Annotated in this window: 27 protein-coding genes; all 27 read right to left on the bottom strand. The window is 34.7% G+C overall.

Annotated elements, in window-relative coordinates; genetic code table 11:
* Positions 1–215: 215 nt before the first annotated feature.
* Positions 216–329, bottom strand: coding sequence for a 50S ribosomal protein L36 (gene rpmJ, locus GXK57_RS17865; protein WP_039312872.1), 114 nt, complete (start codon positions 327–329; stop codon positions 216–218).
* 153 nt (positions 330–482) lie between these two features.
* The gene (gene infA, locus GXK57_RS17860) at positions 483–701 is read right to left on the bottom strand and encodes a translation initiation factor IF-1 (RefSeq protein ID WP_005212092.1); all 219 of its coding nucleotides are present in this window, start codon (positions 699–701) and stop codon (positions 483–485) included.
* 7 nt (positions 702–708) lie between these two features.
* The gene (locus GXK57_RS17855; RefSeq protein ID WP_128215907.1) at positions 709–990 is read right to left on the bottom strand and encodes a hypothetical protein; all 282 of its coding nucleotides are present in this window, start codon (positions 988–990) and stop codon (positions 709–711) included.
* Between the two features lie 87 nt (positions 991–1,077).
* Positions 1,078–1,827 carry a type I methionyl aminopeptidase gene (gene map, locus GXK57_RS17850; protein WP_160678908.1) on the bottom strand — a complete coding sequence of 250 codons (750 nt, stop codon included), beginning with the start codon at positions 1,825–1,827 and terminating at the stop codon, positions 1,078–1,080.
* Positions 1,827–2,477, bottom strand: coding sequence for an adenylate kinase (locus GXK57_RS17845; protein WP_128211293.1), 651 nt, complete (start codon positions 2,475–2,477; stop codon positions 1,827–1,829). Before GXK57_RS17845 ends, map begins: the two co-directional genes overlap by 1 nt.
* Positions 2,478–2,500: 23 nt before the next feature.
* Entirely contained in the window at positions 2,501–3,778 is a 1,278-nt protein-coding gene (secY, locus tag GXK57_RS17840; protein WP_160678906.1) for a preprotein translocase subunit SecY, read from the bottom strand.
* 2 nt (positions 3,779–3,780) lie between these two features.
* Entirely contained in the window at positions 3,781–4,221 is a 441-nt protein-coding gene (gene rplO / locus GXK57_RS17835) for a 50S ribosomal protein L15 (RefSeq protein WP_128211291.1), read from the bottom strand.
* Between the two features lie 20 nt (positions 4,222–4,241).
* Complete coding sequence (gene rpmD / locus GXK57_RS17830; RefSeq protein WP_128211290.1) at positions 4,242–4,421, bottom strand: 50S ribosomal protein L30; 180 nt, start codon at positions 4,419–4,421, stop codon at positions 4,242–4,244.
* 13 nt (positions 4,422–4,434) lie between these two features.
* On the bottom strand, positions 4,435–4,932 hold the full coding sequence (gene rpsE / locus GXK57_RS17825) for a 30S ribosomal protein S5 (protein ID WP_128211289.1): 498 nt from the start codon (positions 4,930–4,932) through the stop codon (positions 4,435–4,437).
* A 14-nt stretch (positions 4,933–4,946) separates the two neighbouring features.
* The gene (rplR, locus tag GXK57_RS17820; protein ID WP_160678904.1) at positions 4,947–5,309 is read right to left on the bottom strand and encodes a 50S ribosomal protein L18; all 363 of its coding nucleotides are present in this window, start codon (positions 5,307–5,309) and stop codon (positions 4,947–4,949) included.
* Positions 5,310–5,327: 18 nt separating this feature from the next.
* Entirely contained in the window at positions 5,328–5,870 is a 543-nt protein-coding gene (gene rplF, locus GXK57_RS17815) for a 50S ribosomal protein L6 (protein WP_160678902.1), read from the bottom strand.
* A gap of 72 nt (positions 5,871–5,942) precedes the next feature.
* Positions 5,943–6,341, bottom strand: a complete 399-nt coding sequence (rpsH, locus tag GXK57_RS17810) for a 30S ribosomal protein S8 (RefSeq protein WP_160678900.1) — start codon at positions 6,339–6,341, stop codon at positions 5,943–5,945.
* Positions 6,342–6,374: 33 nt separating this feature from the next.
* Positions 6,375–6,560: a type Z 30S ribosomal protein S14 gene (locus tag GXK57_RS17805; protein WP_128211285.1), complete on the bottom strand. Its 186-nt coding sequence runs from the start codon at positions 6,558–6,560 to the stop codon at positions 6,375–6,377.
* Between the two features lie 14 nt (positions 6,561–6,574).
* Positions 6,575–7,114 carry a 50S ribosomal protein L5 gene (gene rplE / locus GXK57_RS17800; protein WP_128211284.1) on the bottom strand — a complete coding sequence of 180 codons (540 nt, stop codon included), beginning with the start codon at positions 7,112–7,114 and terminating at the stop codon, positions 6,575–6,577.
* 25 nt (positions 7,115–7,139) lie between these two features.
* Positions 7,140–7,454: a 50S ribosomal protein L24 gene (rplX, locus tag GXK57_RS17795; RefSeq protein WP_128211283.1), complete on the bottom strand. Its 315-nt coding sequence runs from the start codon at positions 7,452–7,454 to the stop codon at positions 7,140–7,142.
* Positions 7,455–7,474: 20 nt separating this feature from the next.
* The gene (rplN, locus tag GXK57_RS17790) at positions 7,475–7,843 is read right to left on the bottom strand and encodes a 50S ribosomal protein L14 (protein WP_128211282.1); all 369 of its coding nucleotides are present in this window, start codon (positions 7,841–7,843) and stop codon (positions 7,475–7,477) included.
* 32 nt (positions 7,844–7,875) lie between these two features.
* Entirely contained in the window at positions 7,876–8,130 is a 255-nt protein-coding gene (rpsQ, locus tag GXK57_RS17785; protein WP_160678898.1) for a 30S ribosomal protein S17, read from the bottom strand.
* Between the two features lie 20 nt (positions 8,131–8,150).
* On the bottom strand, positions 8,151–8,363 hold the full coding sequence (rpmC, locus tag GXK57_RS17780; protein WP_128211280.1) for a 50S ribosomal protein L29: 213 nt from the start codon (positions 8,361–8,363) through the stop codon (positions 8,151–8,153).
* A complete protein-coding gene (rplP, locus tag GXK57_RS17775; protein ID WP_128211279.1) occupies positions 8,363–8,797 on the bottom strand; it encodes a 50S ribosomal protein L16 in 435 nt (144 codons plus the stop codon). Before rplP ends, rpmC begins: the two co-directional genes overlap by 1 nt.
* Before the next feature lie 21 nt (positions 8,798–8,818).
* A complete protein-coding gene (gene rpsC, locus GXK57_RS17770; RefSeq protein WP_160678896.1) occupies positions 8,819–9,484 on the bottom strand; it encodes a 30S ribosomal protein S3 in 666 nt (221 codons plus the stop codon).
* 17 nt (positions 9,485–9,501) lie between these two features.
* Positions 9,502–9,837, bottom strand: a complete 336-nt coding sequence (gene rplV, locus GXK57_RS17765; RefSeq protein WP_128211277.1) for a 50S ribosomal protein L22 — start codon at positions 9,835–9,837, stop codon at positions 9,502–9,504.
* Between the two features lie 23 nt (positions 9,838–9,860).
* Entirely contained in the window at positions 9,861–10,142 is a 282-nt protein-coding gene (rpsS, locus tag GXK57_RS17760) for a 30S ribosomal protein S19 (protein WP_128211276.1), read from the bottom strand.
* A gap of 69 nt (positions 10,143–10,211) precedes the next feature.
* The gene (gene rplB / locus GXK57_RS17755; RefSeq protein ID WP_160678894.1) at positions 10,212–11,045 is read right to left on the bottom strand and encodes a 50S ribosomal protein L2; all 834 of its coding nucleotides are present in this window, start codon (positions 11,043–11,045) and stop codon (positions 10,212–10,214) included.
* A gap of 57 nt (positions 11,046–11,102) precedes the next feature.
* Positions 11,103–11,399, bottom strand: coding sequence for a 50S ribosomal protein L23 (rplW, locus tag GXK57_RS17750; RefSeq protein ID WP_128211274.1), 297 nt, complete (start codon positions 11,397–11,399; stop codon positions 11,103–11,105).
* The gene (gene rplD, locus GXK57_RS17745) at positions 11,399–12,019 is read right to left on the bottom strand and encodes a 50S ribosomal protein L4 (RefSeq protein ID WP_128215906.1); all 621 of its coding nucleotides are present in this window, start codon (positions 12,017–12,019) and stop codon (positions 11,399–11,401) included. The genes rplW and rplD overlap by 1 nt, the downstream gene beginning before the upstream one ends.
* A gap of 25 nt (positions 12,020–12,044) precedes the next feature.
* On the bottom strand, positions 12,045–12,674 hold the full coding sequence (gene rplC, locus GXK57_RS17740) for a 50S ribosomal protein L3 (protein WP_128211273.1): 630 nt from the start codon (positions 12,672–12,674) through the stop codon (positions 12,045–12,047).
* An 83-nt stretch (positions 12,675–12,757) separates the two neighbouring features.
* Positions 12,758–13,066 carry a 30S ribosomal protein S10 gene (gene rpsJ, locus GXK57_RS17735; RefSeq protein ID WP_128211272.1) on the bottom strand — a complete coding sequence of 103 codons (309 nt, stop codon included), beginning with the start codon at positions 13,064–13,066 and terminating at the stop codon, positions 12,758–12,760.
* Positions 13,067–13,347: the final 281 nt, after the last annotated feature.

Below are 13,347 nucleotides of genomic sequence, written 5' to 3'. Positions count from 1 at the left end.
AAGTTACACCTCCTGGTAATTGAAATGCGTTTTCTAAAGTTTTTAATTTATATTATATAAAAAATTTTAGGTCTATAGGTAATGCCTATAGTCAGCCGCCCTAAAATTTATTAGCATTAAGAAAATACCTATATAATCTTATTTTAGTTTTAGTAAAAAGTCAATAAATACTTTCATACTAATGTAAATTATTTTTGAAAATTTATATTTTCTTATTAGCCTTGTTTTTGCTTGTGCTTTGGATTTTCACAGATTACCATTACTCTTCCTTTTCTTCTTATAACCTTGCACTTTTCGCAAATAGGCTTAACTGATGGTCTTACCTTCATCGCTAACCCTCCTCAAATTCCTTTAGAGTATCAAAAATATCTTATATATTTTTAAATTACTCTGAATAGTATATTCGCTAGCAACATTTGATTGCTATTAATATGAATTTCATAAAACACAATATATAATATTGTAATAATTTCAGAAAGTTATTATTTAGCTCTCCAAGTAATTCTTCCTCTTGTTAAATCATATGGAGACAATTCTATTGTAACTTTATCTCCAGGAAGAATTCTTATAAAGTTCATTCTAAGCTTTCCTGAAATATGTGCCAATATCTTATGTCCGCTTTCTAACTCAACTTGAAACATAGCATTTGGTAGTGCTTCTAGCACAACTCCCTGCATTTCTATTACATCATCTTTTGACATAAGGTAATCAGACCTCCTTGACAGTGCCATTAAGTTTTAAATATCTCTTTACTTTAAGATCTACAGTACTATCATTAGATAATATGCAATTCTTGATCTGTTCATCCACCTTATTAGTTAAAACTAAATGTTTTAGTTTCTTTTTCTTTGGCATTTTTAATGTCTTTGTATCTCCATTTGCTAGTAAAACATAATTCTCATCAAGTTGATCTACAACTATATAAGCCTTATCTTCATCTCTACCCGCTTTTGAAAATACCATTCCGCCAATTAAAGTGTCTTTTTGCAAAGTTTTCACCTCTATGATTACCTTAGCCATAAATCAACATAGCCAATAAAATGGCATGATGTGAATTTATAACTAAGCAACACGTATTTATTTTATCAGTGTCAATATTTCAGGGCCATTTGGTAGTATAGCTACAGTATTTTCATAGTGCGCTGACAAACTACCATCAACTGTTACTACAGTCCAGTCATCAGATAAAGTCTTAACATGATAATCTCCTATGTTAACCATAGGCTCAATAGCTAAAACCATACCTTCTGTAAGTTTAGGACCTCTACCTGGACGCCCGAAATTAGGAACTTCAGGATCCTCATGTACATCCTTACCAATGCCGTGTCCTACATAATCACGTACTACAGAAAAACCATTTGTTTCAACATACTGTTGAATATCATATGATATATCTGTCAATCTATTTCCTACATGAGCTTTTTCAATTCCTTTAAAGAAACTTTCTCTTGTTACATCTATTAATTTTTTTGCTTGATCAGAAATTTCACCTACAGCAAAGGTTCTAGCAGCATCACTATGATAGCCATTCAAGAATACACCACCATCGACGCTTATAATATCCCCTTCTTTTAATCTGTACTTTCCTGGAAATCCATGAACTACAACTTCATTAACTGATATACAAAGTGAACTAGGAAATCCATATAAGCCTTTAAAAGATGGTTTTGCTCCATGCTTAGTTATAAATTCTTCTGCAATTTTATCTAGTTCAGCTGTAGTTATTCCTGGTCTTATATTTTCTTCTAAAAGTAATAATACTTCTCCAAGAAGTCTTCCTGCTTTTCTCATTAGGTCGATTTCATTATCATTTTTTAATATAATCATTACTTATCGCTCCCTAATATACGACAGATACTTTCAAAGACCTCATTGATTGCTTTAGTACCATCAACAACTGACAGCAAATCTTTACTACTATAAAAATCAATCAGTGGCTGTGTTTGTCTTTCATAGACATCAAGTCTTTCCCTAACGGTCTCATCTGCATCGTCTTTTCTTTGAATGATATCACTTCCGCAAACATCACACTTACTAGCTACTATTGGTGGGTTGAATTTTACATGGTAACTAGCTCCACACGATGGACAAACTCTCCTACCAGTCATTCTTTCTAAAATAAATTCTTTTGGTACATCAATACATAAAGATGTGTCCAAACTTTCTCCTCTATCCTGTAAAAATAACTGTAATGCCTCTGCTTGATGAACTGTCCTAGGAAAACCATCTAATAGATATCCGTTTTTACAGTCTTCTTGCTGAAGCCTATCTTTAACCATATTGATAGTCACATCGTCTGGCACGAGTTGACCATCATTTATATATTTTTTAGCTTCTATACCTAGCGGAGTATTTTCAGAAATATTCTTTCTGAATATATCACCAGTAGATATGTGAGGAATGGAGTATCTATTACTAATTGATTTTGCCTGTGTTCCCTTTCCTGCTCCAGGAGGACCTAATAATACTATTTTCACGGGCATCATCTCCATTGTTTAATCTATTTAAGGAATCCTTGATAATGTCTCATTACTAGTTGAGATTGCAATTGTCTCATAACTTCTAGCGATACACTTACCATTATTAGAAGAGTTGTTCCTCCAAATTGAAGATTCTTAAAGTTTGTATAATTATTTAATATTATTGGTAGTACTGCTATGACTGCCGCAAAAATACCACCTATTAATGAGATTCTATCCAAAACTCTTGTTAAATAATCTGCTGTTGGTTGACCAGGTCTTATTCCTGGTACAAATCCAGATGATTTGTGCATATTCTCAGCCATTTCTTCAGGTTTAAAAGTAACTTGAGTATAGAACCAAGTAAAGAATATAGTTAGTATAGCTTCACAAACTATATATAACCATTTATTTGGATTAAAGGGACTCCATGTTCCTGCCTGAATCCATTGTGCCCAACTCTTTGTTGGGAAAAACTGAGCTATTACATTTGGAAATTGCATTACTGACATAGCAAAGATTATAGCTATTACTGTTGATCCTATTAAACTTAAAGGAATATGAGTTGATTGACCTTTATATACTTTACCGCCAACTGCTTTACCTGCATATTGAACAGTTATTCTTCTCTCAGCAAGTGATAGATAAACAACTGCTGCTAATAAAGCTAGTGCTGCAACAACTAATAAAAATACTTCAACTATATTTGTATCTCCCTTAGATTGAGTACCTATTATAGTATTCACTGTTGAAGGGAACTTAGAAATAATATTTACAAATATTAAAAGTGAAATACCATTTCCTATACCTTTAACAGTAATCTGATCACCTAACCACATACAAAAAGTCGATCCAACAACTAATGTTAACATTATTAAAAATGTATTAAATGCTGTATCTGCTCTTAATGCTCCTATATTATGAATAAGAACATAAGTACCATATGCAGTTATAAATCCAAATACTATGGATGCATATCTAGTAATCTTCTGTATCTTCTTTCTACCCTCTTCACCTTCTTTAGAAAGTTGTTCCAACTGAGGAATAGAAATATTCAATAATGACATTATAATTGATGCATTGATGTAAGGAACTACACCTAATGCAAATATGCTAAATCTCTTAAAAGCACCACCAGAAATTAAATCATAGAATCCAAATAAACTGCCGGATTGTGTAAGAGTATCTAGACGAGATGTATCAATTCCAGGAACAGGAATATGATTTCCTATCCTGAAAATTGCAACTAATACAAAAGTCCATAATAATCTTTTTCTTAACTCCGGAACCTTCCAGGCATTACGTAGGGTTGATAGCATTATTAGATCACCTCAACTTTTCCTCCAGCAGCAACTATTTTATCAGCTGCTGTTTTTGAGAACTTACATCCTTTAACTGTTAGGCTCTTCTCAACATTTCCGTTTCCTAATATCTTAACTCCGTCTAGCACCTTACTTACTACTCTTCTTTCTAGTAGTAAATCAGGAGTAACTTCTGTTCCGTTTTCAAATACGTTTAATCTGTCTACGTTTATTGTAACATATTCTTTAGCGAATATGTTTGTAAATCCTCTCTTAGGAAGTCTTCTGTAAAGTGGCATTTGGCCCCCTTCAAATCCTGGTCTAACTCCACCACCAGTTCTTGAATTTTGACCCTTTTCACCTTTACCAGCGTTTCTTCCTAATCCTGAACCAGTACCTCTACCTACTCTCTTTGGAGCTTTCTTGCTGCCTGCAGCTGGTTTTAACTCATGAAGTTTCATTTAAGTACACCTCCTTGTTATTAAACTTCTTCTACCTTTAACAAGTAGTCAACTTTGTTTATCATACCTCTGATTTGAGCAGTTTCCTCATGTTCTACTGTTTTACCGATTTTTCTTAGTCCAAGGGCATTTGCAGTAGCGATATGGTCCTTTTTTCTACCTATTAAGCTTTTAACTAATGTAACTTTTAGCTTAGCCATCGCTTGATCCCTCCTAACCTAGAATTTCTTCAACAGATTTTCCTCTTAATTTAGCTATATCTTCAGCTGTCCTTAAGCTTGCTAATCCGTTGATTGTAGCGTTAACCATGTTTCTTGGATTATTAGAACCCAATGACTTAGCTCTAACATCCTTTAATCCTGCTAATTCAAGTACAGATCTTGCAGGACCTCCTGCTATAACTCCAGTACCTTCTGTAGCTGGCATTATAAGAACCTTACCAGTTCCGAACTTTCCGTAGATTTCATGAGGAACTGTTGTTCCAACTATTGCAACTTCTACTAAGTTCTTCTTAGCATCTTCAATTCCTTTTCTAATTGCTTCAGGTATTTCAATTGACTTTCCCATTCCAACGCCTACGTGACCGTTACCGTCTCCGACAACAACTAAAGCGCTGAATCTGAAGTTTCTACCACCCTTAACAACCTTAGTAACTCTGTTTATAAAAACAACCTTTTCTTTAAGGTCTAGTGTGCTAGGATCGATTCTCATGTATTTCCCTCCTTTTAGAATTTTAGTCCTGCTTCTCTTGCTCCGTTAGCTAATTCTTGAACTCTTCCATGATATACATATCCGCCTCTATCGAAAACAACTTCAGTTATTCCCTTTTCAGCAGCTCTTTTAGCAACTAATTCACCAACAAATTTTGCAGCTTCTTTGTTGCTTCCAGCTTTTCCTGTAAATTCTTTATCTAGAGTTGAAGCAGCTACTAGAGTAACAGCATTAACATCATCTATTATTTGAGCGTATATATTCTTTTCACTTCTATAAACTGAAAGTCTTGGTCTAGTTGAAGTACCGAAAACTTTCTTACGTACTCTAAGGTGACGTCTTTCTCTTGACGCTTTTCTGTCTACCTTCTTGAACATAAGGTTCACTCCTTTCTATTACTTCTTACCAGTCTTACCTTCCTTACGTCTGATAACTTCATCAGAGTATTTAATACCTTTACCTTTATAAGGTTCTGGTTCTCTCCATGATCTTATATCAGCAGCAACTGCACCAACTTTTTCTTTATCTATACCTTGAACTAGAACTTTTGTAGTTCCATCTAAAGCAAAAGTTACTCCATCAACTGGTTCTACTTCTACTGGGTGTGAGTATCCAAGGTTCATTACAAGCTTCTTTCCTTGTAATTGTGCTCTATAACCTACACCTATTAATTCCAATGTTTTTTGGAATCCTTGAGTTACACCTGTAACCATATTATTTACTAAAGCTCTTGTTAAACCGTGTAGAGCTCTGTGTTCTTTTATATCACTTGGTCTTGTAACAACCACTTGATTGTCTTCAACTGCTATTGTTATGTCCTTGTGCATAGCTTTAACTAGCTCTCCCTTTGGACCCTTTACTGTAACAACGTTGTCTGGTGTTACAGTAATAGTTACGCCAGCAGGGATAGCTATCGGCAATCTACCAACTCTTGACATAATTGCACCTCCTGTATTTTGGCATAAACGATCTAATATATTTAAACAAACTACCTTCTATTGGTCAGTTAATTACCATATGTAGCAAATAACTTCTCCACCAAGGCCTTGTTTTCTAGCTTCTCTATCAACTATTATACCTTTTGAAGTTGATATTACCGCAACTCCTAATCCATTAAGAACCTTAGGAATATCATCTTTCTTACAGTATACTCTTAAACCTGGCTTAGATATTCTCTTTAATCCAGTTATAACTCTTTCTTTGTTAGAACCGTATTTTAAAGCGATTCTTAACATTGGTACAACACCATCATTGTACTCTTCAACATTCTTAATGTAACCTTCTTGTAATAATAAATTTACTACAGCCTTCTTTATGTTAGAAGAAGGAACCTCTACTACTTCATGTCTCACAGCATTTGCATTTCTTATACGTGTTAGCAAATCTGCTATAGGATCTGTCATAACCATTATATTGTGCCTCCTTTCATTACATCAATGATTTTACCAGCTTGCCTTCTTGCATCCAGGTATTTCTCCTTTGTAAGCAAGTTCTCTAAAACAGATACGGCAAATTCCGAATTTTTTAAGTACAGAATGTGGTCTACCACATAGTCTACATCTAGTATAAGCCCTAGTTTGGAACTTAGGCTCTTTTTTCCATTTTTCAATCATTGCTTTACGTGCCATCGTAACCCTCCTTATTATTGAGCGAATGGCATTCCCAAGAATCTTAACAATTCTCTTGCTTCTTCGTCAGTGTTAGCAGTTGTAACGAAGATGATATCCATTCCTCTAACTTTATCAACTTTATCGTACTCGATTTCTGGGAATATTAATTGTTCTTTGATTCCTAGTGAGTAATTTCCTCTACCATCAAAAGATTTGCTTGAAACTCCTCTGAAATCTCTAACTCTTGGAAGAGCTATTGACATTAATTTATCAGCAAATTCATACATCTTTGCCTTTCTTAATGTAACCTTGCATCCTAATGGCATATTTTGTCTTATCTTAAAGTTAGCAACTGATTTCTTTGCTCTTGTTATAACAGGTTTTTGACCTACTATTATTGTTAAGTCACTAACAGCAGATTCTAGGGCTTTAGGATTATCTTTAGCCTCTCCTACTCCCATATTAACTATTATCTTTTCAAGCTTTGGAACTTGCATTACATTCTTATAACCGAACTTTTCCATCATTGCTTGAACTACTTCTTTTTCATATTTTTCTTGAAGTCTTGGCATAATTTTTTGTACCTCCTTTCAGATCCTAGAATGTTTCTCCACACTTCTTACACACTCTAACTTTAGTTCCGTCTTCTAAAACCTTATGGCTTATTCTAGTTGCACTCTTGCATTTTTCGCAATATAGCATAACCTTTGAACTATATATTGGTGCTTCAGTCTCTATTATTCCGCCTTGCATGTTTTGTCTGCTTGGCTTTTCATGTTTTTTAACTATGTTAACACCCTTAACAAGTACTTTTCCTGTCTTTGGTGATACGCTTAAAACTTCACCGATTTTACCAGCGTCTTTACCTGAAATTACAACTACAGAGTCGTTTTTTCTAACATGTACCTTCATCTTAGCCACCTCCTAATCTATTATAGAACTTCAGGTGCTAATGATAATATTTTATTGAATTCTTTATCTCTTAGCTCCCTAGCAACTGGTCCGAAGATACGAGTTCCTCTTGGTTGCTTATCTTCCTTTATTATAACTGCAGCATTCTCATCAAATTTGATGTATGAACCATCTGCTCTTCTTAATCCTCTTACTGATCTAACGATAACCGCTTTTACAACATCACCTTTTTTAACAACTCCGCCTGGTGTTGCACTTTTAACGCTAGCAACGATGATATCTCCGATATTACCATACTTTCTTTTTGAACCGCCTAAAACTCTGATACACATTATTTCCTTTGCTCCAGAATTATCTGCGACTTTAAGTAAGGTTTGTTGTTGTATCATAGAATTACCCTCCTTTCGAAACTTACGCTAAATTACTTAGCTCTTTCAAGTATTTCAACAAGTCTCCATCTCTTATCCTTTGATAATGGTCTTGTTTCCATTATTAATACTCTATCATTTATTTTTGCTTCATTATTTTCATCATGAGCTTTAAACTTAGTAGTTCTGTTTACTGTCTTTCCATACAATGGATGTCTTACCTTAGTTTCTATTGCAACTACTATAGTCTTATCCATTTTATCTGAAACAACTCTTCCTATTCTCTTTTTTCTTAATCCTCTTTCCACAGGACAAACCTCCTTTCAGACTATTGTTGGAATGCCTTCAATTCTTCTTCTCTTATTATTGTTTTAATTTGAGCTATTGATTTCTTAACTTCTTTTATTCTCATTGGATTTTCCAATTGGCCAGTTGCTAATTGGAATCTTAAATTGAATAATTCAGCTTTAAGGTCGTTTAATTTAACCTTTAAATCTTGAGGATTGCTTGATCTTAATTCTTTTAATTCTGTAGCTTTCATTATTCTTCACCACCCATTTCCTCAAAATCTCTTCTTGTAACGAACTTAGTCTTTACAGGAAGTTTGTGTGATGCAAGTCTCATAGCTTCTCTAGCTACTTCTTCTTGAACTCCTGATAATTCGAATAGAACTCTACCTGGTTTAACTACTGCTACCCAATACTCTGGTGAACCTTTACCAGATCCCATTCTTGTTTCAGCAGGTTTCTCAGTAACTGGCTTATCAGGAAATATCTTTATCCAAAGCTTACCGCCTCTTCTGATATATCTGTTTATAGCTATTCTCGCAGCTTCTATTTGATTGCTTGTTATCCATCCACAAGTTGTAGCTTGAATTCCAAAGTCTCCGTACGCAAGGAAATTACCTCTTGTAGCTTTACCTGTCATTCTACCACGTTGTACCTTACGATGCTTTACTCTTTTAGGCATTAACATGATGTTATTCCTCCTTTCTTACTATGCGTTTACTTGTTCTTTCTCTACTTTTTTAGTTGGAAGAACTTCTCCATTGTAAACCCAAACTTTTACTCCAATTTTACCGTAAGTTGTATCTGCCTCAGCAAATCCATAATCTATATCTGCTCTTAAAGTTTGAAGTGGAATTGTACCTTCATGGTAAAATTCAGTTCTTGCAATTTCAGCTCCACCAAGTCTACCAGCACAAGCAGTTTTAACACCCTTAACTCCAGTTCTCATAGCTCTTTGTATTGTTTGCTTCATTGCTCTTCTGAAAGAAATTCTCTTTTCTAATTGTGAAGCTATGTTTTCAGCCATTAACTGAGCATTTGCTTCAGCATTCTTAACTTCTACTATGTTTATAAGTACATTCTTTTCTTTTATAAACTTTTCAAGTTTACCTTTAAGGCTTTCTATACCTGATCCGCCTCTACCAATAATAACACCTGGTTTAGCAGTGTGTATATTTAATTTAACTCTCTTTGCAGCTCTTTCAATTTCTATTTTAGAAATTCCTGCTGAGAATAGTTCTTTCTTCACGAATTCTCTTATTTGATGATCTTCAACTAGATTATCAGCGAAATTTTTCTTATCAGCATACCATTTAGCATTCCAATCTTTAATTACGCCAACTCTTAACCCATGAGGATGTACTTTTTGACCCATCTGTTTCCCTCCTTCTATTAAGCTCTTTCTTTAACAACAAGTGTTATATGACTTGTTCTCTTGTTTATTCTGAACGCTCTACCTTGAGCATGAGGTCTGAATCTCTTTAATGTTGGTCCTTGACCTACATGTGCTTGTGCTACAAATAATCTGCTAACATCTAAACTATGATTGTTTTCAGCGTTAGCTACAGCTGATTTAAGTACCTTAGATATTACCTCAGCAGCATCTTTTGGAGTGTATTGTAATATAGCAAAAGCTTCATTAACATTTTTTCCTCTTATTAAATCAAGAACTACTCCTACTTTTAAAGGAGACATTCTTACATACTTAGCAATGGCTTTAGCTTCCATTTAAGTTCCTCCTTTCCAGGCTATTACTTTCTCTTTGAAGTCTTTTCTGTATCAACATGACCTTTGAAAGTTCTTGTTAATGCAAATTCACCTAATTTATGTCCAACCATATCTTCTGATACATAAACTGGAACATGCTTTCTTCCATCATGAACAGCAATTGTGTGTCCAATCATTTGTGGGAATATAGTTGAGCTTCTTGACCAAGTCTTTACAACTTTCTTGTCACCAGCTTGATTCATTTCTTCTATTTTCTTCATAAGACCAGCATGCACGAAAGGTCCCTTTTTAGTTGATCTACTCACTAGAATATCCTCCCTTCACTTTCTGAATAAGTTAGTAATCTATGAAGAGAATTTAACACTCTCTTCATACTACTTGTTGTTTCTTCTCTTAATGATGAATCTATCTGAGTATTTTTTATGCTTTCTTGTCTTGTATCCAAGAGCTGGTTTACCCCAAGGTGTTAATGGAGATGGTCTACCTACTGGTGACTTACCTTCACCACCACCGTGTGGATGGTCTACTGGGTTCATGACAGATCCTCTTACAGTTGGTCTCCAACCCATATGTCTCTTTCTACCAGCTTTACCTAGCTTAATGATTTCATGAGTTAAGTTTGATACAGTACCTATAGTAGCTCTGCATTCAACTCTAACATATCTCATTTCACCTGAAGGTAATCTTAAAGTAGCATACGCTCCTTCTTTAGCCATTAACTGAGCAGCTGTACCAGCTGATCTAACCATTTGGCCACCTTTACCAGCTTGTAGTTCAATATTATGAACAAAAGTACCAACTGGAATATTCTTCAAAGGAAGAGCGTTTCCTGGTTTTATATCTGATTCTGGTCCTGATACTACTACATCTCCAACCTTTAATCCTACTGGAGCAAGTATGTATCTCTTCTCACCATCAGCATATACAACAAGTGCTATATAAGCAGATCTATTAGGATCGTATTCTATAGTAGCAACCTTTGCTGTAACTCCATCTTTGTTTCTCTTAAAATCTATAATTCTATATTTTCTCTTAGCTCCACCACCGTGGTGTCTAACAGTTATCTTACCCTGTGCATTTCTACCACCAGTGCTACTTAATGATACAAGAAGTGATTTCTCTGGTACATCAGTAGTTATTTCTTCGAAAGTTGACATAGTCATATTTCTTCTAGATGGTGTGGTAGGGTTAAACTTCTTAACTGCCATTTAAATTCCCTCCTTCTTACGCTTATCTGGCCATTCGACCAATAACTGCTTTAATTATTATTGCATTCCTTCAAAGAATTCAATATTCTTACTGTCAGCTGATAATTTAACTACAGCTTTCTTGAAGTCAGCTCTCTTTCCGATGTGAACGCCAACTCTCTTTGTTTTTCCTTCAACTCTCATAGTCTTAACATCTTCAACTTTAACGCCGAAAACTTCTTCTACAGCTTTCTTTATTTGAACTTTGTTTGCTGATTTATGAACTATGAAGGTGTATTTCTTTTCTGCCATTATTGCCATACTCTTTTCAGTTATAACTGGCTTTCTTATTATATCATGGCTATTTAAATTCATTATGCGTACACCTCCTCAATCTTAGCTACTGCATCTTTTGTGATCACTAGCTTATCATATTTTAATAAATCATAAACATTTATATTGTTTACTGGAACTACTGCTACTCCAGGAATATTTCTTGCTGATTTATATACATTCTCATTTGATTCTGCAGTTACTATTAATGTCTTCTTAGCTTCTAATGCATTTAAAAGACTAATAACTTGCTTTGTCTTTGGAGTTTCGAAATCTAATCCTTCAAGAACTAATAAGCTGTTATCAACTACTTTGCTGCTTAGTGCAGATTTCATAGCAACTCTTCTCATAGTCTTTGGTATAGATACTCTATAACTTCTTGGCTTTGGTGCAAATACAATACCACCGTGAGCCCATTGTGGTGATCTAGTTGAACCTTGTCTTGCTCTACCAGTTCCCTTTTGTCTCCATGGCTTTATTCCACCACCTGAAACTTCAGCTCTTGTTTTAGCTGATTGAGTTCCTTGTCTTTTATTCGCAAGTAATGCTACAACTACTTGATGCATTGCATGTTCATTTATTTCAACTCCGAACACATTCTCGTTTAATTGGAAATCTCCAACTTTTTGTCCTTCTTTATTAAATAATCCTACTACAGGCATCATTATTCCTCCTTTCTACAGAAAATTAAGCCTTAACTGTATTTCTTATAACTACAGTCCCTTTATTTGGACCTGGGATACCACCCTTTATTAGTATAAGATTCTTTTCAGGCATTACTTTAACAACTTCTAAATTAAGAACAGTTGTCTTTTCAGCACCCATATGTCCAGGCATTTTCTTGTTTTTGAATGTTCTTGATGGATCTGAAGAAGCTCCCATTGAACCTACAGATCTATGGAACTTAGAACCGTGAGTCATTGGTCCTCTGTGACCATTCCATCTCTTTATAGTTCCTTGGAATCCCTTACCTTTTGATGTACCAGAAACATCTACTTTTTCTCCAGCTTGGAATAAGTCAGCTTTTATTTCTTGACCTACTTCATATGCAGCAACATCTTCAAGTCTGAACTCTTTAAGACGTCTCTTTAATGCTACACCAGCCTTTGCAAAGTGTCCCTTAGCTGGTTTGTTAACCAACTTTTCTCTTACATCACCAAATCCAACCTGTATAGCTTCATAACCATCTTTTTCAACAGTTTTCTTTTGAACAACTACACATGGACCTGCTTCAACAACAGTTACTGGAACAACCTTACCATTTTGATCAAATATTTGAGTCATCCCAATTTTTCTTCCTAATATTGCTTTTTTCATGTGGTTACACCTCCTAAACTTATTAGCGGATTACTTATAAGCAATCATAATAGTTCAAAATCATAAAAACTTATAATCTAAAATTAAAGCTTTATTTCGATATCTACACCTGCTGGAAGATTTAATCTCATTAACGCATCAACAGTTTTAGGTGATGGATTAACTATATCGATTAATCTCTTGTGAGTTCTGATTTCGAACTGCTCTCTTGAATCCTTATATTTGTGAACTGCTCTAAGAACTGTTACAATGTCTTTTTCAGTTGGTAGTGGAACTGGTCCTGCAACCTTCGCTCCAGTAGCCTTAGCAGTTTCAACAATTTTTTCAGCTGATTGATCTAATATTGTGTGATCAAACGCTTTTAATCTGATTCTTATTTTTTGTTTTGACATGTGCTTTCCCTCCTTTTCATGTACGCATTACTTCTTACGCACAACAGCGGAACTTCTGTAAACTGCACCGGGTGTTTCGTACTTTTAGTAATAAATCTACAGATTCCCTGTCGTCGGATTCTAGATCCAGACATACTCATCAAGAATTACCGGGAAGTCCCGCAACCTCTTGATTCATCACTGTTTGCTTTGCAACTTCTTTATTATACTATGAATAAATTCTATTTTCAAGCTTTTTTTAAGTTTTTACTTAATCTTTAGCGAATAATGTTTATGCCATC

It is taken from the genome of Clostridium sp. C8-1-8 (genome assembly GCF_009928445.1).
Lineage (GTDB): Bacteria > Bacillota > Clostridia > Clostridiales > Clostridiaceae > Clostridium_AR.
The sequence above is the reverse complement of the archived record's forward strand: the minus strand, read 5'-3'. Positions and strand labels throughout refer to the sequence as shown.